Annotated in this window: 26 protein-coding genes; 2 read left to right on the plus strand and 24 right to left on the minus strand. The window is 39.3% G+C overall.

Annotated features, from left to right (window positions below; genetic code table 11):
• Nucleotides 1-297: 297 nt before the first annotated feature.
• Nucleotides 298-477 (minus strand): 2-hydroxymuconate tautomerase, encoded by a 180-nt coding sequence (locus FTX43_RS13120; RefSeq protein ID WP_002287649.1) that lies wholly within the window; start codon nucleotides 475-477, stop codon nucleotides 298-300.
• Between the two features lie 46 nt (nucleotides 478-523).
• A complete protein-coding gene (locus FTX43_RS13125; protein ID WP_086307368.1) occupies nucleotides 524-2,347 on the minus strand; it encodes a heavy metal translocating P-type ATPase in 1,824 nt (607 codons plus the stop codon).
• Between the two features lie 273 nt (nucleotides 2,348-2,620).
• Between FTX43_RS13125 and helD the strand changes: the two genes are divergently transcribed.
• A complete protein-coding gene (helD, locus tag FTX43_RS13130; protein ID WP_086307370.1) occupies nucleotides 2,621-4,900 on the plus strand; it encodes an RNA polymerase recycling motor HelD in 2,280 nt (759 codons plus the stop codon).
• 92 nt (nucleotides 4,901-4,992) lie between these two features.
• Here helD and FTX43_RS13135 read toward each other — a convergent pair whose 3' ends face one another.
• From FTX43_RS13135 to FTX43_RS13235, 21 genes are all read right to left on the minus strand, one after another.
• Nucleotides 4,993-5,640: a hypothetical protein gene (locus FTX43_RS13135; protein ID WP_002290861.1), complete on the minus strand. Its 648-nt coding sequence runs from the start codon at nucleotides 5,638-5,640 to the stop codon at nucleotides 4,993-4,995.
• A 178-nt stretch (nucleotides 5,641-5,818) separates the two neighbouring features.
• Nucleotides 5,819-6,538, minus strand: a complete 720-nt coding sequence (locus FTX43_RS13140; RefSeq protein WP_002290860.1) for a YebC/PmpR family DNA-binding transcriptional regulator — start codon at nucleotides 6,536-6,538, stop codon at nucleotides 5,819-5,821.
• Nucleotides 6,539-6,668: 130 nt separating this feature from the next.
• Entirely contained in the window at nucleotides 6,669-7,820 is a 1,152-nt protein-coding gene (locus FTX43_RS13145; protein ID WP_002314174.1) for a nucleotidyltransferase, read from the minus strand.
• A 218-nt stretch (nucleotides 7,821-8,038) separates the two neighbouring features.
• Nucleotides 8,039-8,779 (minus strand): class I SAM-dependent methyltransferase, encoded by a 741-nt coding sequence (locus tag FTX43_RS13150; RefSeq protein ID WP_002310381.1) that lies wholly within the window; start codon nucleotides 8,777-8,779, stop codon nucleotides 8,039-8,041.
• Nucleotide 8,780: 1 nt separating this feature from the next.
• Complete coding sequence (gene rsfS / locus FTX43_RS13155) at nucleotides 8,781-9,140, minus strand: ribosome silencing factor (RefSeq protein WP_079997869.1); 360 nt, start codon at nucleotides 9,138-9,140, stop codon at nucleotides 8,781-8,783.
• A 21-nt stretch (nucleotides 9,141-9,161) separates the two neighbouring features.
• A complete protein-coding gene (gene yqeK, locus FTX43_RS13160) occupies nucleotides 9,162-9,755 on the minus strand; it encodes a bis(5'-nucleosyl)-tetraphosphatase (symmetrical) YqeK (RefSeq protein WP_002314176.1) in 594 nt (197 codons plus the stop codon).
• Nucleotides 9,739-10,389 carry a nicotinate-nucleotide adenylyltransferase gene (locus FTX43_RS13165; RefSeq protein WP_002344094.1) on the minus strand — a complete coding sequence of 217 codons (651 nt, stop codon included), beginning with the start codon at nucleotides 10,387-10,389 and terminating at the stop codon, nucleotides 9,739-9,741. The genes yqeK and FTX43_RS13165 overlap by 17 nt, the downstream gene beginning before the upstream one ends.
• Before the next feature lie 9 nt (nucleotides 10,390-10,398).
• On the minus strand, nucleotides 10,399-10,710 hold the full coding sequence (gene yhbY, locus FTX43_RS13170) for a ribosome assembly RNA-binding protein YhbY (RefSeq protein ID WP_002315279.1): 312 nt from the start codon (nucleotides 10,708-10,710) through the stop codon (nucleotides 10,399-10,401).
• A 15-nt stretch (nucleotides 10,711-10,725) separates the two neighbouring features.
• On the minus strand, nucleotides 10,726-11,835 hold the full coding sequence (gene yqeH, locus FTX43_RS13175) for a ribosome biogenesis GTPase YqeH (RefSeq protein WP_002310374.1): 1,110 nt from the start codon (nucleotides 11,833-11,835) through the stop codon (nucleotides 10,726-10,728).
• The gene (locus FTX43_RS13180) at nucleotides 11,832-12,359 is read right to left on the minus strand and encodes a YqeG family HAD IIIA-type phosphatase (protein ID WP_002310373.1); all 528 of its coding nucleotides are present in this window, start codon (nucleotides 12,357-12,359) and stop codon (nucleotides 11,832-11,834) included. Before FTX43_RS13180 ends, yqeH begins: the two co-directional genes overlap by 4 nt.
• Nucleotides 12,360-12,586: 227 nt before the next feature.
• Nucleotides 12,587-13,372, minus strand: coding sequence for an acetyl-CoA carboxylase carboxyl transferase subunit alpha (locus tag FTX43_RS13185; protein ID WP_002314178.1), 786 nt, complete (start codon nucleotides 13,370-13,372; stop codon nucleotides 12,587-12,589).
• Nucleotides 13,365-14,234, minus strand: coding sequence for an acetyl-CoA carboxylase, carboxyltransferase subunit beta (accD, locus tag FTX43_RS13190; RefSeq protein ID WP_002310370.1), 870 nt, complete (start codon nucleotides 14,232-14,234; stop codon nucleotides 13,365-13,367). Before accD ends, FTX43_RS13185 begins: the two co-directional genes overlap by 8 nt.
• On the minus strand, nucleotides 14,235-15,614 hold the full coding sequence (locus tag FTX43_RS13195) for an acetyl-CoA carboxylase biotin carboxylase subunit (RefSeq protein WP_002314179.1): 1,380 nt from the start codon (nucleotides 15,612-15,614) through the stop codon (nucleotides 14,235-14,237).
• A gap of 7 nt (nucleotides 15,615-15,621) precedes the next feature.
• The gene (fabZ, locus tag FTX43_RS13200; RefSeq protein WP_002310367.1) at nucleotides 15,622-16,041 is read right to left on the minus strand and encodes a 3-hydroxyacyl-ACP dehydratase FabZ; all 420 of its coding nucleotides are present in this window, start codon (nucleotides 16,039-16,041) and stop codon (nucleotides 15,622-15,624) included.
• 24 nt (nucleotides 16,042-16,065) lie between these two features.
• Complete coding sequence (accB, locus tag FTX43_RS13205; protein WP_002314180.1) at nucleotides 16,066-16,542, minus strand: acetyl-CoA carboxylase biotin carboxyl carrier protein; 477 nt, start codon at nucleotides 16,540-16,542, stop codon at nucleotides 16,066-16,068.
• A 2-nt stretch (nucleotides 16,543-16,544) separates the two neighbouring features.
• A complete protein-coding gene (gene fabF / locus FTX43_RS13210) occupies nucleotides 16,545-17,780 on the minus strand; it encodes a beta-ketoacyl-ACP synthase II (protein WP_002290843.1) in 1,236 nt (411 codons plus the stop codon).
• A gap of 18 nt (nucleotides 17,781-17,798) precedes the next feature.
• Nucleotides 17,799-18,536 carry a 3-oxoacyl-[acyl-carrier-protein] reductase gene (gene fabG / locus FTX43_RS13215; protein ID WP_002341276.1) on the minus strand — a complete coding sequence of 246 codons (738 nt, stop codon included), beginning with the start codon at nucleotides 18,534-18,536 and terminating at the stop codon, nucleotides 17,799-17,801.
• Nucleotides 18,537-18,547: 11 nt separating this feature from the next.
• On the minus strand, nucleotides 18,548-19,465 hold the full coding sequence (gene fabD, locus FTX43_RS13220) for an ACP S-malonyltransferase (RefSeq protein ID WP_147607109.1): 918 nt from the start codon (nucleotides 19,463-19,465) through the stop codon (nucleotides 18,548-18,550).
• A 106-nt stretch (nucleotides 19,466-19,571) separates the two neighbouring features.
• Nucleotides 19,572-19,796: an acyl carrier protein gene (locus tag FTX43_RS13225; protein ID WP_002287614.1), complete on the minus strand. Its 225-nt coding sequence runs from the start codon at nucleotides 19,794-19,796 to the stop codon at nucleotides 19,572-19,574.
• A 53-nt stretch (nucleotides 19,797-19,849) separates the two neighbouring features.
• Complete coding sequence (locus FTX43_RS13230; protein WP_002310363.1) at nucleotides 19,850-20,812, minus strand: beta-ketoacyl-ACP synthase III; 963 nt, start codon at nucleotides 20,810-20,812, stop codon at nucleotides 19,850-19,852.
• Between the two features lie 9 nt (nucleotides 20,813-20,821).
• Nucleotides 20,822-21,262, minus strand: a complete 441-nt coding sequence (locus FTX43_RS13235) for a MarR family winged helix-turn-helix transcriptional regulator (protein ID WP_002310362.1) — start codon at nucleotides 21,260-21,262, stop codon at nucleotides 20,822-20,824.
• Between the two features lie 305 nt (nucleotides 21,263-21,567).
• Here FTX43_RS13235 and FTX43_RS13240 point away from each other — a divergent pair, with 305 nt between their 5' ends.
• On the plus strand, nucleotides 21,568-22,533 hold the full coding sequence (locus FTX43_RS13240; RefSeq protein WP_002290834.1) for a GIY-YIG nuclease family protein: 966 nt from the start codon (nucleotides 21,568-21,570) through the stop codon (nucleotides 22,531-22,533).
• A gap of 56 nt (nucleotides 22,534-22,589) precedes the next feature.
• Here FTX43_RS13240 and FTX43_RS13245 read toward each other — a convergent pair whose 3' ends face one another.
• Nucleotides 22,590-22,820 (minus strand): YkuJ family protein, encoded by a 231-nt coding sequence (locus tag FTX43_RS13245; RefSeq protein ID WP_002287607.1) that lies wholly within the window; start codon nucleotides 22,818-22,820, stop codon nucleotides 22,590-22,592.
• Nucleotides 22,821-22,884: the final 64 nt, after the last annotated feature.

Below are 22,884 nucleotides of genomic sequence, written 5' to 3' on the forward strand. Positions count from 1 at the left end.
ATCAAGCTGAAAAACAAAAAATCCTAGCATCTCTTGAAAAGAGATACTAGGACGAAAAGTTCGTGGTTCCACCTAATGTTCAAACGCACATGCGTTCCTCAAACGTTGTAACGGTCCGACCGCCCTTGCTTCAACAAGGGTTTCGAAAGTGGTCATCCTTTGGTTTTCTCCTGGAAAAGTTTCAGCCTAGCTTTTCCTCTCTTATCGAAGACTCTCAAATTCAGTTGGCTTTCTCATCAATCAATTATGTGTTTATTTAACCACTAATAAATAGAAAAATCAAGTGTGAAACCAAACTTATTTTTTCCATTCCCCATTTACACCGTATGTTCCTTTTTTCATCTCGTTGATGATAACATGGATGTGTTCTTTTGGTGCTTGCGTGTTTTTATGAACAGCTTCCGTGATATCTTTCATCATATTTTCTAATTGTTCCGGACTGCGACCTTCTACTAATTCGACATGTACGAATGGCATAATATTCTCTCCTCTTTCTGATCGTTCTTTTTTCATCTCGATTCTATCATACTATGTTTGTCTTGGGTACTGAATCCGGAAAAATGGCTGGGTCTTTTTTTGCTCTCAACGCACTCAGGATAGAGACTGTATCCACGACTTCTTGCAAAACAGCTCCGAATAACGCAGGAATCAGACCCGTACTTGCTATTAACATCAAAAAAATACAAATAAAGATGCCAATCAGTACAGATTGTTTCGCTATTCTCATCGTATCTTTTGAGATTACTACTGCTTTTGCTACACGCAAAAGATCATCTTTCAAGATGACCGCATCTGCACTTTCACTAGCAGCTGTAGAACCATGAGCGCCCATTGCAATGCCAATATCTGCAGCAGCAAGTGCTGGTGCGTCATTCACACCGTCTCCTATCATCGCCACAGGTCGTTGATCTTTAGGGATATGTTCTAAAATGGTCAATTTGTCTTGAGGCAAGCAATGAGCATGTACAGAATCTAATTTGACTTCCTCTGCAATCGATTGAGCAATGGCTGATCCATCCCCGGTAATCATCATCAAATTTTTCACACCAAGATTTCTTAGCTCTTTGATTGTCTTTGCTGCTTCTGAGCGAATCTGATCCGAAAATAGGATGGTTCCTGCAAAGGATTGATCAATGGCTACATAGATTGCTGTTTCAGAAGTCTCGATTTCTTCCACTGAAACAAAAGAAGCACGCCCAATCTTTACGTCATGATTATTGACTACTGCTTGGATTCCTTGACCTGTCACTTCTTTCAGTTGACTAACAGGATACAGTTGGCTGTTTTTCACGTTGTTCACTAACGAACGAGCTAAGATATGGCTAGATTCCTGTTCTGCACTTGCTGCATACATAAGTAGCTCTTCTTTTTTCATTCCATTGACTGGTTGAATTGCCTCTACTTCTAATATTCCTTTGGTAAGCGTTCCTGTTTTATCAAAAGCAATCGTTTTTGTACGTGCGAGCTTTTCAATTGTTGTTCCAGTTTTAACAACAATCCCGTTTTTACTTGAACGGCTCATCCCGGCAACTAAAGCGATTGGCGCAGCTAAAATCAATGGACAAGGCGATGCTACGACCAATACTTCTGCAAAACGCAAAGGATCTTTTGAGAACCACCAAGAAATACCGCCAATCAAATATGCGATCAATGTAAAGGGAACCGCATAACGATCGGCTAAACGGACGAATCGGGCAGGTTTTTCTTTTGATTCTTCGACTAATTTAATGATCATTTGATATTGGCTGTCTGCGGCACGTTTTTCAGCAATCATTTGGATTGATCCGTCTCCATTTAAAGACCCAGACATGATCTGATCTCCAGGTTTCTTTATTTCTGGACGAGACTCTCCTGTCAAAGAAGATTCATCGACTGATGATTCTCCTTTGAACACTCGACCATCAGCAGGTACAAGCTCGCCAGGCTTGACTAGCAGCTGATCATCCACATTTATTTCATCAATTACTATATCCTGCCATCTTCCCTCTTTGAATCGATGGGCGATTCTTGGGGTGTTGTCTAATAAAGATTGCAATTCTTTACCTGCTCGTTTATTCGCGTAATCTTCTAGACTATCTCCGCCTGTAAGCATGATCAATATCATCAAACTAGCCCAATATTCTTTGACGGCTAATGTTGCAAGGATTGCGGTAATCGCTAATATATCTACACCATATCTTCCTGAGCGCAATGTTTTGATCATTTCCAAAAACATCACGAAGGCGAGAATCCCTCCAGTAAATGCAACAATCATAAAAGCAAGTCCCGGCTGATGGAAAACAAATTCACTTAACAAAGCTACTCCGCCAATAAATAAAGTAAGTAAAAATTTTTTTAAATGTGTCATAGTTTCTTCTCCTCTTTTTTGTGACTTAGAGGTTAGTCATCTTCAATTGCCTCTCTTTCTCTTAAGCATAGTACTTGCTTAACACTTTTTAAAACAATAGGCCTTAATTGAAAACAACTATCACTATCAGCGTTTCCAATAGTCGCCAGTCCGACAAACGAATCTATCGAGCAAAGAGGACTTTTTTCGATTCATCCGTTAAAAAGTACCTTTTTTCGAAAAACTGTGCTATACTTTTAATTCGTTATTTACGGCGGAAGGAGCAAACATGTGATGAATGAGAAACAACTAGAACAAACGCACGTGGATGAAACGATCGAACTAATCCAGATCGAACAAAATATGCTGGATACAAAACAACGAGAATTGACTCAAGAAATGAATCATTCGACAAAAGACACAGCTAATCACAAGATTCGAGCTGGTTCCAATGAAGCTTTTTATGAATCTGCTGTTGAATATCGTCAACATGAGCAAGAATTGCTTTTAAAATATCATACTCTTGAGGCGCAGCAAAAACGCCTACAAACGTTGTCTGTTATGAAAGACAGTCCTTACTTTGCCCGTATCGATTTTAAAGAAGACCGTGAAACAGAAACATTGTATCTAGGTATCGCTTCTTTAAGAGATCTAGCAGAAGAAACAATTGTTATTGACTGGCGCGCACCAATTGCCAACCTTTATTATGAAGGTGAGATTGGTCCCGCATTTTATGAAACTGAAACAGATAGAATAGATGTCGATCTGCAGTTGAAACGACAATTTAAAATCCAAGAAGGACGTATTTTATCTATGGTAGATACGTCGGAAGTAATCAACGATGACTTTTTGCTAGAGATATTGGACGAAGCATCAAGCAACCATATGAAAAATATCGTCTCTACGATACAAAAAGCACAAAATGCAATCATTCGGGACACAACAAGTAAAGTGATGCTGATTGAAGGAATCGCCGGAAGCGGAAAAACGTCTGCTCTGCTTCAACGTATTGCTTTTCTGTTGTATCATAATCGCAAATGGCTAGAGGCAGAAAACGTGCTTCTATTTTCACCAAACCATTTGTTTTCTGATTATATCTCGACTGTGTTGCCTTCATTAGGTGAAAGCGGTGTGCCTACACAAACATTCAAAAATTATATTTCACAGCTGTTGCAAGAGTTTTCTTTATTAGACGAACAGCAACAGGAAAGTGGTTTTTTGCTAGGCGAAAAAGATCCGATACAAGTGATGAAAAGCGGATTGACCTTAGTGAATCAGATTGATCGCTATATCCAAAGCATCACAAACTACGGTCCCTTGTTCCGTGATATGAAAATAAATGGCCGTACGATCCTATCAAAGGAATCGATTCGCCAATGGTATAAAGAAACAAATGAACAACTTCCCTTGCATCACAGACTCTCTCTATTACAAACAAAACTACTGAAAAAATTAGGCGGTCTGCAAAAAGATGAAACACGTCAGCAATGGGTCAAAGATCTCGCGGAAGAGCAGCTCCAAGAACTATACGCAACAGATCCTAATCTTGAATATACAGAACAAAAGGAGCGTTCCTTACGTAAAAAACTGGCTAACCAAATCGTACGTAAACGATTCCGTCGAATTCATCGAGGAATCATGAATTATCAATTTGTCAATATAACGAAACAATATCTCCACTTTTTACAAACTGTGCCACTTTCTCTTCTGACACGGCATAAAATCAGCGAGACCAGATGGCAAGAACATTTAGCAACTATTCGTACACATTTGCGTCAAAGAGAGTTGCCCCAAGAGGATGCTGTCCTATTCTTTTTACTGATGCGCCGAACGTATCCGGTGACGGTCACACACAAAGCTCGCTATATCTTTATTGATGAAATGCAGGATTTCGCACCATCACAAGTCGCATTGTTGCAAGCCTTGTTCCCAAAAGCAAATTTGACTTTCTGTGGAGATCTAAATCAAAATGTCTTTGGAAATGAAACGATCGTGGGATCATTGGAAGAACTTTTCGTGGACCGTGAAGTCACCCGTTTCCAATTAACGACAAGCTATCGTTCCACAAAAGAAATCACTGATTTTGCTAATCATTTTATTGCAAAAGAACATCAAGTAGAGACTACAGCAAGAAAAGGCGATTTGCCTTTACTCATCCAAGGAACAACTGATGATGTCAAACTGAATTGGTTAGCAGATACCATTCGAACGACTCAGGGAAAAGCCCGGTATTGGCGTACAGCAATCATTGCTAAAACCCAAGAAGAATGCGAGACTCTTTATGCTCAACTGCCAGACGAGTTGAAACAACAAGTCCAGCTGATTTTAAATGAGAGTGATTTTATGAAGCGTTCCATTATTTTACTTCCAGCCTTTTTAGCAAAAGGTCTGGAGTTTGACCGAGTTTTCTTGTGGGATGTAGATGCAGATCATTTTTCTTCTCAACAAGACAAATTGATCCTTTACACCATGTGTACACGTGCGATGCATGAATTGACACTTTTTACCTCCAATAATGAAAGTCCTTTGTTAAACAATATAGATATTTCATCTTATGAGAAAAAAGTATTGTAACTAAAAAGACAACTGCTATCGTCAATGTTAGCAGTTGTCTTTTTAGTTACAGCAATAATTGCAGAAAAAGTAATTTCATCATTTAAGGTCATTTATTCTATATATAAATCCAAATCTGTTTCAGGATATTTTAATTTGACAAGCGAAATAATCATTTTCAGTTCTTCCATGTTTTCTGGATATTCTGGGTCAAATACCTTGCTATGACGTCCAATACCGCCATTATCGATCAATCGGTAAATTCGGTTCCATTCAATGAACTGATCGATTGATTGGAAATTGCTGATTGGATAACCCCCACAATCCAAAATTTCTGATACACGAAATGCTAGGTATGCACTATCGACCACTTTATTTTTTTTCGTATCTATCTTCTCATTTCTTTCGATGAGAATTTTTTCAGGATGATGCTTTAAGCTCCACTCCAATAGTAGAAAGAAAGCCTCCATCCGATACTCTTCTTCAAATAACCGAAAGGCTGAATCAGAACGACGAAAAAGCAGCGGAATCAAATATTTTTGTCTATAAATCAGCATTGGTGCGCGGTCCACCATACACTCTAAATAACGGTTCAGATACCCTGTACCGACATAGTTTCCTAATCGATAGCCTTCAACGCCGAATCTTGCGTATTTTTGCGCTAATTTTGAACAATCAGTTACGTTCACTGCTAACTCTTCTACTTTGCGGTAACCGCTTAAGATACGTTCAAAAGGTTCTAAAGTGATTTTTGCTTCCATATTCTTCCCCGTCCATCTTCCACATACTTCATATCATTTCATATGATACTTATGCTCTCATCATACCACAGGTTGAATTAGAATAGAAAATAAATCACACAAAAAAACAAGACAATCTGTTAGTGAGATTGTCCTGCTTTTTGAAAAAGACTGAATGCTTTTCGTTAAAACTGATTGCTTAGTCTTCTAATGCCACATTATGGAACACATGCTGTACATCTTCTAGATCTTCTAGCGCATCAATCATTTTTTCAAATGTTTCTTGGTCTTCTGAAGATAATGTAACTTCGGTTTGAGGAATCATTTGGATCTCAGCAATTGAAAAATCAGTGATTCCTTTTTCTTTTAATGCTTCTTGGATACTATGGAAATCCGCTACTTCACCGTAAACGATGATTTGTCCATCTTCTTCCATCACATCACGAACGTCGATGTCTTTTTCCATTAGATATTCAAGGATCTCATCAGCGTCTTCTCCTGCAAATGCAAAGATCGCTGTATTGTCAAACATATAAGAAACCGCTCCAGAAACACCCATGTTCCCGCCATTTTTCCCAAATGCTGCTCGTACGTCTGCTGCTGTTCGATTCACATTGTTTGTCAATGTATCAACGATCACCATTGAGCCACTTGGTCCAAATCCTTCATAACGTAATTCAGAGTATGTTTCATCTCCTGCACCTTTTGCTTTTTCGATTGCTCGGTCAATAATATGTTTTGGTACATTATAAGTTTTAGCGCGATCAATGACGAAACGTAGTTTTTGGTTTGCATGCGGATCAGGATCACCTGATTTTGCTGCCGCGTAGATTTCAATCCCAAATTTTGCATAAATCCGGCTATTATTAGCATCTTTAGCAGTTTTCTTTGCTACGATATTTGCCCATTTACGTCCCATATTTTCACTTCGCTTTCTGATTTGATAGTTTCATAACGCAAAAACGTCCTGTTCCATTATACTTGTGAATCACGATTCTGTGAAGCTTTTTTTCTTTCTTCCTTCATTCTTCTCATTTTCAGTCAAAGGTCTATACTTGGATTGGGATTTGTCCGAAATTCTGTTCTGGAATATTGCCTCCCAATTGATAGATTTGATCACTTCTAACTAACAGTTCCGCTTCTTGTGCCTCTTTTTTTCCGATTCGGGAATAAATAGAAATCTCTTTTTTTTCTTTTAAGAATCTTCTTCCAGCATCGGTAAATCCAAGTAGTCGAAGATAGTTTTTATTTTGTTGGATAGGAATCTCTTGCTTTTTGATATTCAGCAAGACATAACAAGATAATCTTTGGATCCGCGTCCATGTATATCTCTTTGTTTTTACTTTTGACACAAAATCCGCAAAACCGTTAGCTGTTGCAGCTGCTGTCTTCATGCGAGTTTCTATTCCTTCGGTCATCTGATAGATATCTGTCAATTCCATCAAAGTAGAAGATAACAACCGATAACGCAAATACGGCCAATAGGATTCCCAAGTCTGTAACGAACAAGTGGAAAGATCTTCTTCTGTCTGAAATGGCACAAGTCCAGCGATCCTTTTTCCTTTTTCTAACGCATGGCGAATGGCTGTTGCACTGGCTATTGTTTGATCTTTGATTGTTTTTTCATGATAGCCTGCACTTTTACGCTGGATCGGATGTAACTCCATAGGGTGGATATACTTAGCATTTTCTTTTGCATAACTTAATCCTAAAATATGATTGGGTGAAGAAAAATCAAGCGCAATATCGGGATACAGACTGCGAAAAACTGCAGTCATTTTTTGCGGATAACTATACGTTTGATCAGACAGTTCGTGAAAAGACTCTTCTATCTTATCTTGATTCTGTTGAACAAATCGGCCGAAACTACCATAGTCAAACGAGGTCTCTTCTTCTGTTCCAAAACACAAACTGTCACAGTCCAATGCTTGCAAGATTTTCACTGCACCTTTGGCAAAATAATCAGCTGACTGAACCGCCCATTCGACAGGAAGCTCTACTACTAAATCCACACCATTTTGCAAAGCTTCATTCGCACGATGCCATTTATCGATGATAGCTGGTTCGCCTCGTTGCAAAAAATTCCCGCTCATTACAGCAATGACGACCTCTGCTCCTGTTGTTTTTCGTGCCATTTCAGCATGATAGCGATGTCCATTGTGAAATGGATTGTACTCTACGATAATCCCGCAGCTTTTCATGTCCGCCCTCCTTCATAGTTTATCGATAAAAAAACACTAGAGACAAGTAAGGAAAAGTCAAAAATCAGAAAAAATACCCGAACTATATAAACTATTCTCGCAAACACAATACTTCTGCGACGAAAAGCTGCACCGCAAGAGCAATGCCTATATCGTTCGGATATATAATTTATGTTGACGATTTATTCTTTTCTTGTTAACTCAAGCAGGCAAAATTGCTAGTCTTTGTATGCTACGAAGAACCAGCGCTTTGATTTCTCTGATGCTGCTTCGTCTGTAAAATCAGAAAATGCTTCGACTTTCGAAAACCCACTGTTTTCCAGCATTCTTAAATAGCTTTCCAATGGATAGGTACGCTCTTCATGTAGTTCATCTTCACGGATAAATCGCCCAGATCCTTCTGGTTCCTCAACGAAAAAAGTCAGAAAATGTTCAATGCTGTGTTTCTCACTTCCTGGATAACTATCCCACAAAAAAGCAAAATTATCCCCTTGATAATGATAGCTATATTCTGGAAAAACCTCGTCTACTTGATAGGTGGAGTGCACGTCAAATAAAAAACGGCCATTTTCTTCTAACGCTTGATAGACTTCATCAAAAACTTGCTGTACCTCTTGTCTATTTTTCATGTAGCACAACGAATCAGAAAAACAAGTAATTGCTTGATATTGACCGATTTCTGATAAATCGAGCATATTGCCTTCTACAAATTGGATCGATACGTCTTCTTCATATGCTCTCTGGCTTGCGATCATCAACATCTCTTCTGAAAGGTCTAACCCTGTCACTTCATATCCATCTTTTGCAAAGGCAACCGCTAATGCTCCAGTACCGCACGCCAGTTCCAAAATATTTTTTGTGTCTTCTTGCAAATGACGTTTCGAAAAAGCTAACCACCGCTGGTAAAGCGTTTCATCCATCACTTCATCGTAAATGAAAGCAAATGTTTCATAAGCCATGTTAATCCAACCATTCATTAAGATCAACTAACGGCGCATCTGACCATAGTTTTTCCAAATTATAGAAGCTTCGTTCTGGCGCATGGAAAACATGTACGATCAAATCTCCAAGGTCGATCAATACCCATTTTCCGCCTTCTTTTCCTTCAATACGTTTTACTTCATATTTGTTTTCTTCTTCTTTATCAATGATTTCTTCTGTAATTGCGTTGATTTGACGTTCACTATTTGCTGAACAGATCATGAAATAATCTGCTAACAAGGAAACATTTCGAACGTCTAAAGCGATAATGTCTTCTGCCCGTTTTGAATCTGCTGCTTTAACCGCAATTTTTAATTGTTCTTTACTATCTATGATGATTTCCTCCTAATATTGAGTGGCTTATTTTTTTGCTACCCAGTAATTATATGTTTCGATTGTTTTTGGATAAATCTGTTGTTCTTGTGCAAGTAAATGGGACAGCGTATGTTTTGTTTCAAATGCTACTGCTTCATCTAGATCAACCCATGCAATTGTCCGTGCATCTTGCACCCCAGGAAAATCCCGACCTGGCTCAATATAGTCTGCTACATAAATGATTTTGTCCAGGAGACTCATTTTAGCAGCGCCAGTCGTATGCACTCGAATCGCGTGAAGAATCTCTGAATCAGTGATTCCTAATTCCCGCTCTACAAACGAAGCTCCAACAAGCCCATGCCAGATAGCATTATTATAATTCAATAATTCTGGATCAAAACCGTCTCTTACGATCACCATTTTGAACTCCTCATCTGGTCGCTCTTTCGCATAATCATGTGTCAATGCAGCGATACTAGCTTTTTCAGGAGAAGCACCGTATTTTTTGGCAAGAGCAACAGCTGTTTCTTCTACTCCAAGCACATGCTTGAAGCGTTGTTCGCTCATTCTCATCTGTATTTTTTGCATCAGGTTTTCTCTAGAATAAGCAGTATATTCATTACTATAGTCCATCTTCATACAACCCTTCATTTTGGATATAATCAATTACTTTATCTGGAACAAGATAGCGGATAGAACAGCCTTCTTTGATCTTTTGACGTATTTTTGTGGAACTGATGTCGATTTCAGGTACATCTACCCAAATCACAGGATATGGCGTATCTGTTGTGTAACCTGGTCGACGTATGCCCACAAAATTGACCATCGAAGTCAACTCATCGATTTTATACCATTTTGGCAAATATTCTACCATATCCCCACCAATAATAAAGTAATAATCTGTATCCGGATTGTTTTGTGTCAATTCCTTCATCGTATCATAGGTGTAGCTTTTCCCGCCACGAGCTAATTCGATCGTTTCAATCTGCAAAAAAGGGTTGTCTTCCACCGCTAATTCCAACATGTTGAGTCGATGTTTTGCATCAATCGTCTGTTTCTCATCAACATGAGGCGGCTGATAAGAAGGCATTAAAAATACGCGGTCAAGACCTAAATTCCGGCCAGCTTGTTCAGCCATCACTAAATGAGCAAGGTGAACGGGATTGAACGTTCCGCCTAGGATCCCTACTTGCTTTTTCTTCTCTAAGAATTGAGGCATTTCTTTAGGAAATAGTTGTGAATGAACAAATGTCTTAGCTTGCGTATTCATCATGGTCACTCCTTATATTGCTTTTACTTCATTTGATAACCTTTGATACTTTTCTTTTGTAGAAGGTTTGTATAATACAATGACTCGTCCAATGATTTGGACGATTTCACAGTCGATTTCTTTTTCTAATACTTGAGCTGCTTCTTCTGCAACCTCATCTGTATTTTGAAGTAGAGATACTTTGATCAGTTCTCTTTTTTCTAAAGCTTCTTCAATTTGGACGATCATTGCTGAATTAATTCCACCTTTACCGATTTGAAAAATCGGCTGAAGATGATGCGCTTTGCTACGTAAAAAACGCTTTTGTTTTCCTCTTAAACTCATAATTTTCCTTCTTCCTTAAATCAATGCTTTGCGTTTCAATACATCTACACCCTTTGGCGCCCAGCCCGCAATTACTGCTGGCGCTGTTACAGTGATCCAGCCTAGACCGGCAAAAACGATGTCTGTTTTTTCTTTCACAGAAAACTCAAAACGAACAAGCTCCGGAAATGCCTCGACTTCATCAGGACGAGGAGGCTGTAATAATCCACCTACATGTTTTTGATAAAATTCGTCTGCTTTTTCCAGTTTCGTTCGATGAATATTTACATCATTTGACACATAAGCAATAAATGAAGCACGATTGCCGCTGATAAAATCAAATCTTGCAAGTCCACCCAAAAAAAGTGTTTGCCCTTCATTCAGCTGATAAACTTTAGGTTTGATTTCTTTTAACGGGGCAATGATCCGCAAATCTTTTTTACCTAAGTAATGCGCCATTTGATGACGATGGATGATCCCCGGTGTATCAATCAAAAAATGTCCATCATCTAAAGGAATCTCGATTTTATCCAAGGTCGTTCCGGGAAACTGTGAGGTTGTGATCACATCTTGTACTCCCGCTGTATTTTTGATGATTTGATTGATAAGCGTTGATTTCCCTACATTTGTTACTCCGACGATATAAACATCCCGTCCATCGCGGTATTCTTCAATTTTTTCTAATAGTTCCGTCATCTCATGTGATTTCTTAGCACTAGTTAGTAATACATCTACTGGACGAATCCCTGCTTCGTGAGCACGTTCCTTCATCCATTGTGTTAATTTAGGTTTTTTCAATGATTTCGGTAATATATCCACTTTGTTTCCCACTAAAAGTACTGGATTATCGCCGACAAAGCGGTGTAGTCCTGGAATCAGCGAACCATTGAAGTCAAAAATATCCACCACATTGACAATCAATGCATCTTTTTGCCCTAATTCATTCAGTAAGCGTAAAAAGTCGTCATCCGTCAATGAGACATCTTGGATCTCATTATAATGGCGTAATCTGAAACAACGCTGACAATAGACTTCGCCGGAAGCTAACCCTTTTTCCAAAGCCGTTTGCGGCGTGTATCCTAATTCACCGGGTTTGCTTGTTTGTATAACGGCACCACAGCCGATACATTGTAATTCTTCTGTCATTCGATTCCACCTCGCCAGCCCATATCAGGGTATTTTGCTAATAGATAGGCCATAATTCTTTTTTCCCAAAAACGATTAAATTGTGTCTTCCAACTATCTGTTGCGATAATGGGTTTTACAAGGATGCTACGTATCCCTGCACGATTGGCTCCACGTATATCAGTCATGATCTGATCGCCTACCATTACTATCTCATCATCTGCTAAATCCAATTGTTTCTTTGCTATGTTGATCCCTCTTGCTAAAGGTTTCATTGCTCGTGCAACATACAAAAGATCAAATTTTTCAATCGCTCGCGCGACACGTTTTGAATTATTGTTTGAAACAACAACAACAGGAATTCCTGCATTTTTCATTTCTAAAATCCAAGTAAGCAACTCTTCTGTTCCATCTGGATTATTCCATGCAATCAACGTATTGTCTAAATCTGTCAATACTGCTTTGATGCCTAGATTCTTTAATTGGGCAGGTGTAATCTGATAGATGGCTTCTACCATCCATGTTGGTTTGTAATTTGAAAACATGTTGTCTCCTCATCTGCAAAAAATGAAGGAGCACATAAAGTACTCCTCAACCCCGTATTATACTGCATATCAGCAAAAAAAACTACCTCTATACTCGTCCCTCTTTCAGAAAAAGCATTTCTTTACAAAATGACCCAAAATAAAGATTGATCACAGAAAAATTTAGAAACAAAAAACAACTAAGCGAGCAAGAATCATTCTTTACTCTTTGCTTAGTTGTTAAACATCTAATATTGTCGGAACCTCTTGTATCGTTTTTCCAATAGTTCATGGTGGTCGAATCGAACAAGTTCCGTTAATTTTTCAATCAACGCTTTTTTCATGATGTGAGCGACTTTTTGCCGTGGCAACTGCTCGCCGTTGAACGTTTCAGGAATCACTCGATCCACGATCCCTAGCTCACGTAGTTCTGGTGCAGTAATTTTCATCAACTCGGCTGCTTCTGCAGCGCGACTGCCGTCTTTCCACAAAATCGAAGCAAATCCTTCTGGGGAAAGCACAGCATAGATCGTTTCTTCTAACATCCAGACTTCATCCGCTAAACCTAGAGCAAGGGCACCGCCACTTCCACCTTCACCAATGATGACGGCGATGATTGGTACTTTTAAATCAGACATTTCGAGCAGATTTTTGGCAATTGCTTCTCCCTCGCCACGCTCTTCTGCTCCTATACCGCAATAGGCACCTGCTGTATTGATCAATGTAATCACCGGTCTATTGAACTTTTCCGCTTGCTTCATCAGTCGTAAAGCTTTGCGATAGCCTTCAGGATGAGGAGAACCAAAATTTCTGCGGATATTTTCCTGCAGATCCCTTCCTTTTTGAATACCTATCACTGTTACTGGTTTGCCATCTAATCGAGCGATGCCACCAACAATCGCTTCGTCATCTGCAAATAAACGGTCACCATGGCATTCCTCGAAAGAATCGAAGATCTCTTCAAAAAAGTCCAAGCTAGTCCATCGTTCTTTAGCTCTTGCTAACTGAACGACATCATGTGCTGTTTTATCCACGATCTATCCATCCTTTCTGTGTATGCAATTCAAGAAGCGTATGGATTTTCTGCTTCAATTCCATGCGGGGAACAATCTGATCGACGAAACCATGAGACAATAAGAATTCGGCCTTTTGGAAATCTTCTGGAAGTTCCTGCTTGATCGTCTGTTCAATGACACGTCTTCCAGCAAAACCAATCAAGCTTTGGGGTTCTGCTAAAATGATATCACCTTCCATTGCAAAACTGGCAGTTACTCCTCCGGTCGTCGGGTCTGTCAAAACAGTTAGATAAAAAAGACCTTCATTACTGTGTCGTTTGACAGCAGCAGAGATTTTCGCCATCTGCATCAGAGAAAAGATGCCTTCTTGCATCCGAGCGCCTCCAGAAGCCGTGAACAAAACGACTGGAAGTTTTTCCTTTGTTGCTCGTTCGAATAACCTAGTGATTTTTTCTCCAACAATCGTGCCCATGCTTCCCATGATAAAATTGGGGTCCATCACTCCAATAATGAAGGGAATTCCCTGAATGGTTGCTTTACCAGTGAGGACTGCTTCATGAAGCCCCGTTTTGTCTTGCATTTTTTTTATTTTTTCCGTATATTCAGGAAATGCTAGCGGATCTTCGGTTACAAGATCCGTATCCCATTCTTCAAAACTTTTTTCATCAATGATCAAAGCTAGACGCTGCCATGCACCGATTCGAAAAGCGTATCCGCAATGGGGGCATACTTTTTCTTCACCGATGTCTTTCGTATAAAGGATATGTTTACAATTTGGACACTTCGCCCACATGTTATCGGGAACAGATGGCGAGTTAGCAGGTTTGCTCTCTCTATTAGGATTGATCCGAATATATTTCTTTTTCTTAAACAGAGCCATCTATGCGCCTCCTATCTCCGTTTCTGGTGTCCAATTCGGTAAAAATTCTTCTTGTAAAAATGCTGTGCTGTAATCACCTGCTATTACTGCTGGATGACTAATCAAATCCATCTGAAATTCTGCGTTCGTAATGATCCCTTCTGTGATAAATTCACTTAAGGCTCGCTGCATCTTCATCAAGGCTTCAAAACGTGTATTTCCATGGACAATAATTTTTGCAATCATTGAATCATAATATGGCGGGATCGTATAGCCTGGATAAACTGCACTGTCTACCCGCAACCCCATCCCACCTGCTGGAAGTAGCAAGTTTTGGATTTTCCCTGGTGAAGGAGCAAAATGAAAAGCGGGATTTTCTGCATTGATTCGGCACTCGATGGCGTGTCCTTGGAATACTACTTCTTCTTGACGTACATTCAAAGGCTCACCGGCTGCTATCTCCACCTGTTTTTTTACTAAATCGATTCCTGTGACCATTTCTGTTACGGGATGTTCCACTTGGATTCGAGTATTCATCTCCATGAAATAAAATTCGCCTTCTTCATCCATCAGAAACTCGATCGTTCCGGCATTTTCATAATTGACTGCTTTAGCTGCTCGAACAGCAGCGTCTCCTAGTGCTTCTCTTTTTGATTGTGAAATCACTACAGAAGGAGATTCTTCCAGTACTTTTTGATTATTACGTTGCAAAGAACAATCTCGTTCACCTAAATGAATAACATTGCCAAAATGATCACCTAAAATCTGAACTTCTATATGGCGAGCAGGATAAATGATTTTTTCCAAATACATATCATCATTTCCAAATGCCGCTGCTGCTTCTTGCTGAGCTGAAGAAAAATGCTGTGGAAGTTCTTCTTTTGATTGAACTTTTCGAATGCCTTTCCCGCCACCACCTGCAGCTGCTTTCAGCATCACTGGATAGCCGATTCTGTCTGCTATTTCCAATGCTTCTTCTACAGTAGATAATACACCAGTACTTCCTGGGATGACCGGGACATTTGCTTCTTGCATCAATTGACGCGCATTGATTTTATTCCCCATTGCATCAATTGTTGCGCTTTTAGGACCAATAAATGTGATATTGCACTCTTCACACATGGAGGCAAACCGGCTATTTTCAGATAAAAATCCAAAGCCTGGATGAATTGCTTCAGCTTTTGTTACGATTGCAGCGCTCAGTACTTCTTGAACATTCAGATATGAATCAACCGCTTTTGCCGGACCAATACAGATTGCTTCATCTGCTAGCTGTGTATGAAGTGCTTCGGCATCTGCCTCTGAATATATCGCTACGGTTTGGATCCCTAATTCGCGGCATGCACGAATGATACGCACAGCGATTTCGCCACGGTTAGCTATCAAGACTTTAGAAAACATATTTCACCTATCCAATCATAAAGGTTAATTCCGCTTCGGCTACTTTTTTACCGTCAACCTTAGCGATTCCTTTGCCTATTCCGGCTGAGGCTTTCACTTTCAATATCTCAACTTCAAGATATAAGGTATCTCCCGGTGTAACTTTCTTACGGAATTTTGCTTTGTCCAATCCGCCGAAGTAAGCCGTTTTACCCTTGAACTGTTCAAGAGAAAGTAATGCGACTGCTCCTGCTTGCGCCATTGCTTCAACAATCAGTACCCCTGGCATAACAGGTTCTTCTGGAAAATGTCCTTGAAAAAAGGGCTCGTTGATCGTTACATTTTTCTTAGCAATGATCCGTTCTCCTTCAACCATCTCTTCCACTCGATCAATCAAAAGCATTGGATAACGATGCGGAATAATTTCTTTGATTTCTTGTATGTTCATTTATTTCCCTCTTTCCTGCTTTGCTTATTTTGGCTGGATCCTAAAGAGTGGCTGCCCATATTCAACAACTGACTCGTTCTCTACAAGGATTTCTGTGATTACTCCGTCGGTCTCACTAGTTATCTCATTCATCAGTTTCATCGCTTCAATAATGCAGATAACTTCTCCTTTGGCAACTTGATCACCTACTTTTTTGAAAACTGGTTTGTCTGGTGCCGGTTGCAGATAAACGATTCCCACGATTGGCGAAACAACCTCGATTCCATCAAATACTACCGATTCTTTTTCCTTCGTTGGTTTTGGAACAGTTGTTGCTTCTTCAGGCATGGCGTTAACTGGCTCCGAAACTGGCAACGTTTCGTTTGTTTGAACCATATTCATGCCTCGACTTGTTTTATTTTTATTCATGTACAATTCAAATTGACCTTCACGCAAGTCAAATTCCGTTAGCGAAGATTGATCAAATTGACTAACTAATTCTCTAATTTCATTGATATCCAAAATTATTCCTCCCAGCGTTTCATACAAAGAACCGCATTATGTCCGCCAAACCCTAATGAATTGCTCATTGCATAAGTAAAGCTTGCAGGTTTGCTTTCGTTTTTGACAACTGTCAAATCAATCTCAGGATCTTGTTTTTCTACATTGATTGTAGGTGGGATAAATTGATGTTCCAATGCCATCAGAGTGGCTAATGCTTCGATCCCGCCGGCTGCTCCCAATAAATGTCCAGTCATTGATTTCGTACTGCTGACATAAGTATCTCTGAAATTTTCACCTAGTGCGAGTTGGATTGCTTTTGCTTCTGCCTGGTCATTAGCTGGCGTACTCGTTCCGTGCGCATTGATATATCCAACTTGCTCCGGCTGTATACCAGCTTCTTCCATCGCAAGCTTCATTGCTTTAGACGCACCAGAACCATCTGGAGTAGGGGCTGTCATATGGTAAGCATCACAATTTGCACCGTATCCAACGATTTCTCCATAGATTTTGGCACCGCGAGCCTGTGCATGCTCTAAAGATTCAAGAACTAGAACACCTGCTCCTTCACCCATCACAAAACCATTTCGATTTTCATCAAACGGGATCGAACCACGATTAGGATCAGTTGATTCCGAAAGTGCAGTTAAAGCTGCAAATCCAGCAATCCCCATCTCACAAATCGTTGCTTCTGTTCCTCCAGCAAGAATGACATCTGAATAGCCATGTTTGATGTTACGGAATGCTTCACCGATTGAATTCGTTCCGCTAGCACAAGCTGTTACGATAGCTGTACAGATGCCTTTTGCGCCTACTCGTAAAGCAATATTTCCAGCTGCCATGTTGGCAATCGCCATTGGCACGAACATTGGAGAAACTCGTTTTGCGCCTTTTTCATGCAGACGGATAACTTGATTTTCGATTGTCGGAAGACCACCGATTCCTGATCCGATGATGACACCAAACCGGTCTTGATTCATTTTTTCTTTATCTAAACCGCTTATCTCCATTGCTTCTAAAGCAGCGTAGATCCCATAGATCGAAAACATATCCATTCGTTTGCTATCTTTTTTAATAAAATATTTATCGTAAGGGAAATCTTTGACTTCACCCGCTAAGGTGATCCCTGTTTCTGAAGCATCAAATTTAGTGATCGGTGCGATGCCATTCGTACCTTCTTTCAAGCTATTCAAAAAGCTGTCTGCGTCATTTCCAATAGGTGAAGTGACTCCATAGCCAGTAATTACCACTCGATTCATTTATTTGCTCTCCTTTTCTTATCCGTGCATGACCAATCCGCCATCGACATTGATGACTTGGCCGGTGATATATGGATTTTGTGCTAAGAAAACTGCTGTTTGTGCAACATCTTCTACTTGTCCGAAACGTTGCATTGGAATTTGCTTTTCCGCTTGCTCTTTGACTTTATCTGCTAAAACTTCCGTCATATCAGTTGTGATGAATCCTGGTGCAATGGCGTTGCATGTGATACCTCTAGTCGCAGCTTCTCGTGCAACCGATTTTGTCAATCCTACGACACCAGCTTTGCTAGCTGCATAATTTGCTTGTCCGATATTTCCAATCAATCCAGATACGCTAGAGAGATTGATGATGGCCCCTTCTCGCTGCTTCATCATTTTTTTCAAAACGTGCTGTGTCATATTGAAGGTACCGATCAAATTGATATCCAGACATTTTTTGAAATCTTCTGCATCCATCCGCATCACAAGTTTGTCATTTGTGATTCCGGCATTGTTTACTAAGATATGGATCGATCCAAGCTTTTCTTCTGCTTCTTTGATCATTTGTCCTGCTTTCTCATAATCAGAGATATCGCCGGAAACTCCTACGCATTTTACACCGAATGCTTCAATTTCTTCTATCTTTTCTTTTGGAATCTCTCCGCGCCCATTCAAAATAATATTTGCTCCAGCTTTTGCAAAAGCTAAGGCCATCGCTTTGCCAATTCCTCTTGTGCTACCTGTGATAAATACATTTTTCCCTTTTACATCCATAACCTTCCTCCTTATAATTTTGCTATTGTTTCATCAAATGTCTGCTTATTCTCAACACGCAGAACTGGTATCGTTTTATCAATTTTTTTCATAAATCCGCTTAATACTTTTCCGGGACCGACTTCAATGACTTGCTCGATACCGATTGTTTTTAATTTATGGATACTCTCGTAGAAACGAACAGGTTGCATGACTTGCTGTTCAAGTAGTCCCGCTATCGTCTCTTTCTTCATTATTTCCGTTGTTGTGTTGCTGATGACTGGAAAAGAAGGGTCAGAAAATTGAATATGACTTAGATCCTTCGCCAGTTTTTTTGATGCTGGTGCTAAAATAGCTGTATGGAAAGGTCCACTGACATTTAGTGGAATCATCCTTTTGATTCCTTTTTCTTTTAAGAGCAAAACAGCTTCATCTACGGCTTTTTCTTCGCCACCAATCACGATCTGCTGAGGTGTATTGTAATTAGCAGGAGACACGATGCCGTACTTGCTTGCTTCATGACAGCTTTCCTCAATCGTCTCAATCGGCGCATTCATTACTGCGACCATTTTTCCGCTTCCAGCTGGGGCAGCTTCCGTCATATAAACGCCTCTCTTCGCTACTAGTGCAACGGCTTCAGTGAAGGATAACGCATCACTGGCTACTAATGCCGAATATTCTCCTAAACTCAGTCCTAAAGCTGCATCTGGGATGATTCCATGCTCCTTCAATAAGCGATAATACGCAATGTTGACTGTTAGAATAGCTGGCTGTGTATATTGTGTCTGATCCAAACGTTCATTTTCTGAAAAGCAGAGTTCGGCCATATCGTAGCCGAGAATCTCACTTGCTTCATCAAATGTCTGCTTTACAACGGCTTCTTCATATAAATCTTTTCCCATACCTTGATATTGTGCACCTTGGCCACTAAATAAGAATGCTGTTTTCATGTTTTTCTCCAATATATCCAGAATATATGTTTGATTCTTCTTATTCAAAAAGGCCGAGACATCCCTATTTCAGGAAATGTCCCAGCCCCCAACCTAATTTTAATGATTATGCAGTTTGTTTTTCTACGTAAGTCACTAAATCTTGAACCGTTTTGATTCCGTCTTCTGTTTCGATTTTTACATCAAACTCATCTTCAATTTCATTGATTATTTGGAATAAATCCAAGCTGTCAGCTTCTAAGTCTTCTTGGATGTCAGTAGTCAATTTGATTTCTTCAGTTTCTTTTCCTAATTCTTCTGCAATGATTTCTTGAATTTTTTCGAATACCATAATAATATATTCCTCCGATATTGTTTGCTTTTTTATTTTTATAATTTAACAGTTTACAGCTCCATGAGAATACTTCCCCACGTTAAACCTCCGCCATAGCCTGTAAATATTACTTTCTGTTGTTTTCCCAAGGTGATCTTTCCGCTAGAAACTGCTTCATCCAATAAAATAGGGATACTTGCAGCAGAGGTATTCCCGTACTTATCCATATTGGTCAGGAATTTTTCTTGCGGCATCTTTACTTTTCGGGCGATTTTCTCAATGATCCTGAGATTTGCCTGATGCAAAAGCAGATAATCAACTGGCGTGTCTTTCATGACTTCTTGGATATTGTTTGCAACATCTCGAACAGCGAAATCAAAAATATCTCTGCCGGTCATTCGCAAATAATACGAACCTTCTGAATCTTCTGAATAGAACGGGTTTTTATTTTGCTGGTAGCCAGCAGTCAGTGAGGTACTTCTGGTACCATCAGTTGCTAATTTTTCTTTCAGCAATTTTTTTTGTGGGTTTGCTTCTAAGAGAACCCCGCCTGCTCCATCACCAAATAATACAGCAGTCGTGCGATCAGACCAATCGATTAGCTTAGACAGTGTTTCACCACCAATTACCAATCCTTTAGTTGAGCCGCAGCGGATCATTTTTTCAGCCATGCTTAACGCATAAACAAATCCTGAGCATGCCGCGCTGATATCGAAAGCAATAGCATTAGCTGCTCCCAATTTTCCTTGCACTTGTGCTGCTACAGATGGTGTCGAGTAATCGGGCGACATTGTTGCTACTAAGATAAAATCCAAATCTTTAGGGTTCAGATTTTTTTGTTGCATCATTTTTTCCGCCACTAAGAGGCATAAATCAGATGTCTCCTGATTTGTTACACATCTTCGTTCACGAATACCCGTCCTTGATGAAATCCATTCATCCGAGGTATCCATCATCTTGGAAAGATCATTATTCGTAATGATCTTTTCAGGAAGGACGCTGGCTGTTGCAGTAATCATTCCAAATTGTTCCATTAAATATCCTCACTTATAGTCTTGCAAGAAGTCATGCAAGTTTTTCAGTGCATCCAGCAAGGCATGCTGTTCTTCCGTAGCCATTCCTTCTAAGATGTTCTTGACCATTTCACGATGAAAATGCTGATGGACCCGAAACAGTAACTTTCCTTTTTTCGTTAGTCCCAACTTTACAACACGACGGTCATCTTCACTGCGGATACGTTCGACATAGCCTTTTTTTACTAACTTGTTAATAGCAGTGGTCAAGGTCCCAACAGTAATTGATAGTTCTTTGGCTACTTCTGAAGTTGTTTTTTTCTTGTACATCCCGATTGCCTCGATCGTGTGCATCTCTGTGATTGACAGATCTTTGAATTGAGATTTTTTCAACTCAGATTCTTCGATTGTCAAAATATCATTGAAGACACTAACAAGATAATCATTTACTGTTTTTAAATCTGGTTCCATGTTCCACCGTCCACTAATTAGTTTGATTATCAAATCTTTTGATGTTCAAACTATATCTTAACTTTTTTCAAAATGCAACCGTAAAAGTTCATTTTTTTGTTATATGAGTTTATTTTAAGATTTTACTCATTTGAAAAAACTGATAAATCAGCATTTTTTATTTATTTTATTAGAAAAACTATTGCACTGACATATTTTGATTATCAAAGTATTTCTTGTTGATAGAATGTTCCAATTACCTAAAACTTGTCCATTATTTTAAAATTTGTTATAGTCTTTTTATTCAAAGCGTGAAAGGAGACCCTATGTTAAAAGAAAAAATAAAAAATCTCCCCATGCTGCCGGGTGTCTATCTTATGAAAAACCAAGAAGGGATGGTCATCTATGTTGGTAAAGCAAAACGGCTCAAAAATAGAGTAAGCAGCTATTTTCATCAGAATAAGCAGCATTCAAAAAAAGTATTACGTATGATTCATCATATAACAGATTTTGATTTTGTCGTAGTAGATACAGAATTAGATGCTTTGTTGCTTGAGTGTCAACTGATCCAACATTACCGTCCTTTTTATAACCGACAAATGAATTATTTCAGTAACTACAATTATGTACATATTTCCAATAAGGGATTTGTATTAACAGATACTCCTACGGCTCGAACATACGGGCCTTTTCGTCTCTATAAAAAAATGCCGTCTATTTTGCGTATAATGGAAGAAACGTATCAAATGCCTTGGTTGTCTGAAATCAGCTTATTAGCTTTGCGAGTCCAGCTTCCTGACTTACAGGAAATGACTTTTGAACAGAAAAAGAAGGAGATCCAAGGATTGTTTCAGGGTCGCAATAAAAAGCTACTGACTTACTTGAAAAAGAGACAACAACATTTCATCTATCAGCTGAATTTCGAAAAAGCTGGCATGCTTCAAAAAGATATCGAATTAGTTACTTATTTCATCAGACGGATCCAAGAACAAAAGCAGTTTTTAAGAACACCATCCCTCACATTCAGCATGCCACTGGCAGCGGACGATAGTCAGAAAAAGCACTACCTTATTTGTTACGGACAGCTTGCAGAAACAATGATTACTTCTGGGAACAATCCACCTGACTTTTATTATGAAAAAAAAGAAGCTCATTTATCTTTGAAACGCCAATTATCAAAAGAAGAAATCGATCCTGTACAAATTTTGATTAGTTACCGCAAAAAATTAGAAAAGGAACAGATTGAAATGGAGCAATTAAATAAAAAAGAAGCTGAAAAGCAACTAAATTAGCTGCTTCTCGGCTTCTTTTAGGCATCTTCAACTTCAAATGTCAATTATCCTAAAATTTATTGGATTAAATCATAGATTTCCATCGCTACGATATCGATATTATCGAATTCGTATTGCTGATGAGTATCTGTTTCAGTTAATTCAAATGTATCGGTCGCTTTATCATAAGTTACTGTACACTTTTCTACGCCTTCTTTTTCAAAACGGCGAACTTGCAGTTCATTATCTGCTGACTCGACCATAGCCTCCAGTCGTTTTATGATTGCGACTAATTGTGAATGTGTCATCGGAGGTCCTCCTTTTCTTATTTCTGTTATATTGTATCAAAAGCATAGCCTACTTGCATTGATT

The organism is Enterococcus sp. DA9 (assembly GCF_008000875.1).
Classification (GTDB): Bacteria; Bacillota; Bacilli; order Lactobacillales; family Enterococcaceae; genus Enterococcus_B; species Enterococcus_B lactis.

Coding starts and splice junctions, on each gene's coding strand:
- FTX43_RS13120 (WP_002287649.1), bottom strand. CDS start 477: ATGCCATTCGTACATGTCGAATTAGTAGAAGGTCGCAGTCCGGAACAA.
- FTX43_RS13125 (WP_086307368.1), bottom strand. CDS start 2,347: ATGACACATTTAAAAAAATTTTTACTTACTTTATTTATTGGCGGAGTA.
- helD (WP_086307370.1), top strand. CDS start 2,621: ATGAATGAGAAACAACTAGAACAAACGCACGTGGATGAAACGATCGAA.
- FTX43_RS13135 (WP_002290861.1), bottom strand. CDS start 5,640: ATGGAAGCAAAAATCACTTTAGAACCTTTTGAACGTATCTTAAGCGGT.
- FTX43_RS13140 (WP_002290860.1), bottom strand. CDS start 6,538: ATGGGACGTAAATGGGCAAATATCGTAGCAAAGAAAACTGCTAAAGAT.
- FTX43_RS13145 (WP_002314174.1), bottom strand. CDS start 7,820: ATGAAAAGCTGCGGGATTATCGTAGAGTACAATCCATTTCACAATGGA.
- FTX43_RS13150 (WP_002310381.1), bottom strand. CDS start 8,779: ATGGCTTATGAAACATTTGCTTTCATTTACGATGAAGTGATGGATGAA.
- yqeK (WP_002314176.1), bottom strand. CDS start 9,755: ATGAAGATGGACTATAGTAATGAATATACTGCTTATTCTAGAGAAAAC.
- FTX43_RS13165 (WP_002344094.1), bottom strand. CDS start 10,389: ATGATGAATACGCAAGCTAAGACATTTGTTCATTCACAACTATTTCCT.
- yhbY (WP_002315279.1), bottom strand. CDS start 10,710: ATGAGTTTAAGAGGAAAACAAAAGCGTTTTTTACGTAGCAAAGCGCAT.
- yqeH (WP_002310374.1), bottom strand. CDS start 11,835: ATGACAGAAGAATTACAATGTATCGGCTGTGGTGCCGTTATACAAACA.
- FTX43_RS13180 (WP_002310373.1), bottom strand. CDS start 12,359: ATGTTTTCAAATTACAAACCAACATGGATGGTAGAAGCCATCTATCAG.
- accD (WP_002310370.1), bottom strand. CDS start 14,234: ATGGCTCTGTTTAAGAAAAAGAAATATATTCGGATCAATCCTAATAGA.
- FTX43_RS13195 (WP_002314179.1), bottom strand. CDS start 15,614: ATGTTTTCTAAAGTCTTGATAGCTAACCGTGGCGAAATCGCTGTGCGT.
- fabZ (WP_002310367.1), bottom strand. CDS start 16,041: ATGAACATACAAGAAATCAAAGAAATTATTCCGCATCGTTATCCAATG.
- fabF (WP_002290843.1), bottom strand. CDS start 17,780: ATGAATCGAGTGGTAATTACTGGCTATGGAGTCACTTCACCTATTGGA.
- fabG (WP_002341276.1), bottom strand. CDS start 18,536: ATGGATGTAAAAGGGAAAAATGTATTTATCACAGGTAGCACAAGAGGA.
- fabD (WP_147607109.1), bottom strand. CDS start 19,465: ATGAAAACAGCATTCTTATTTAGTGGCCAAGGTGCACAATATCAAGGT.
- FTX43_RS13225 (WP_002287614.1), bottom strand. CDS start 19,796: ATGGTATTCGAAAAAATTCAAGAAATCATTGCAGAAGAATTAGGAAAA.
- FTX43_RS13230 (WP_002310363.1), bottom strand. CDS start 20,812: ATGGAACAATTTGGAATGATTACTGCAACAGCCAGCGTCCTTCCTGAA.
- FTX43_RS13235 (WP_002310362.1), bottom strand. CDS start 21,262: ATGGAACCAGATTTAAAAACAGTAAATGATTATCTTGTTAGTGTCTTC.
- FTX43_RS13240 (WP_002290834.1), top strand. CDS start 21,568: ATGTTAAAAGAAAAAATAAAAAATCTCCCCATGCTGCCGGGTGTCTAT.
- FTX43_RS13245 (WP_002287607.1), bottom strand. CDS start 22,820: ATGACACATTCACAATTAGTCGCAATCATAAAACGACTGGAGGCTATG.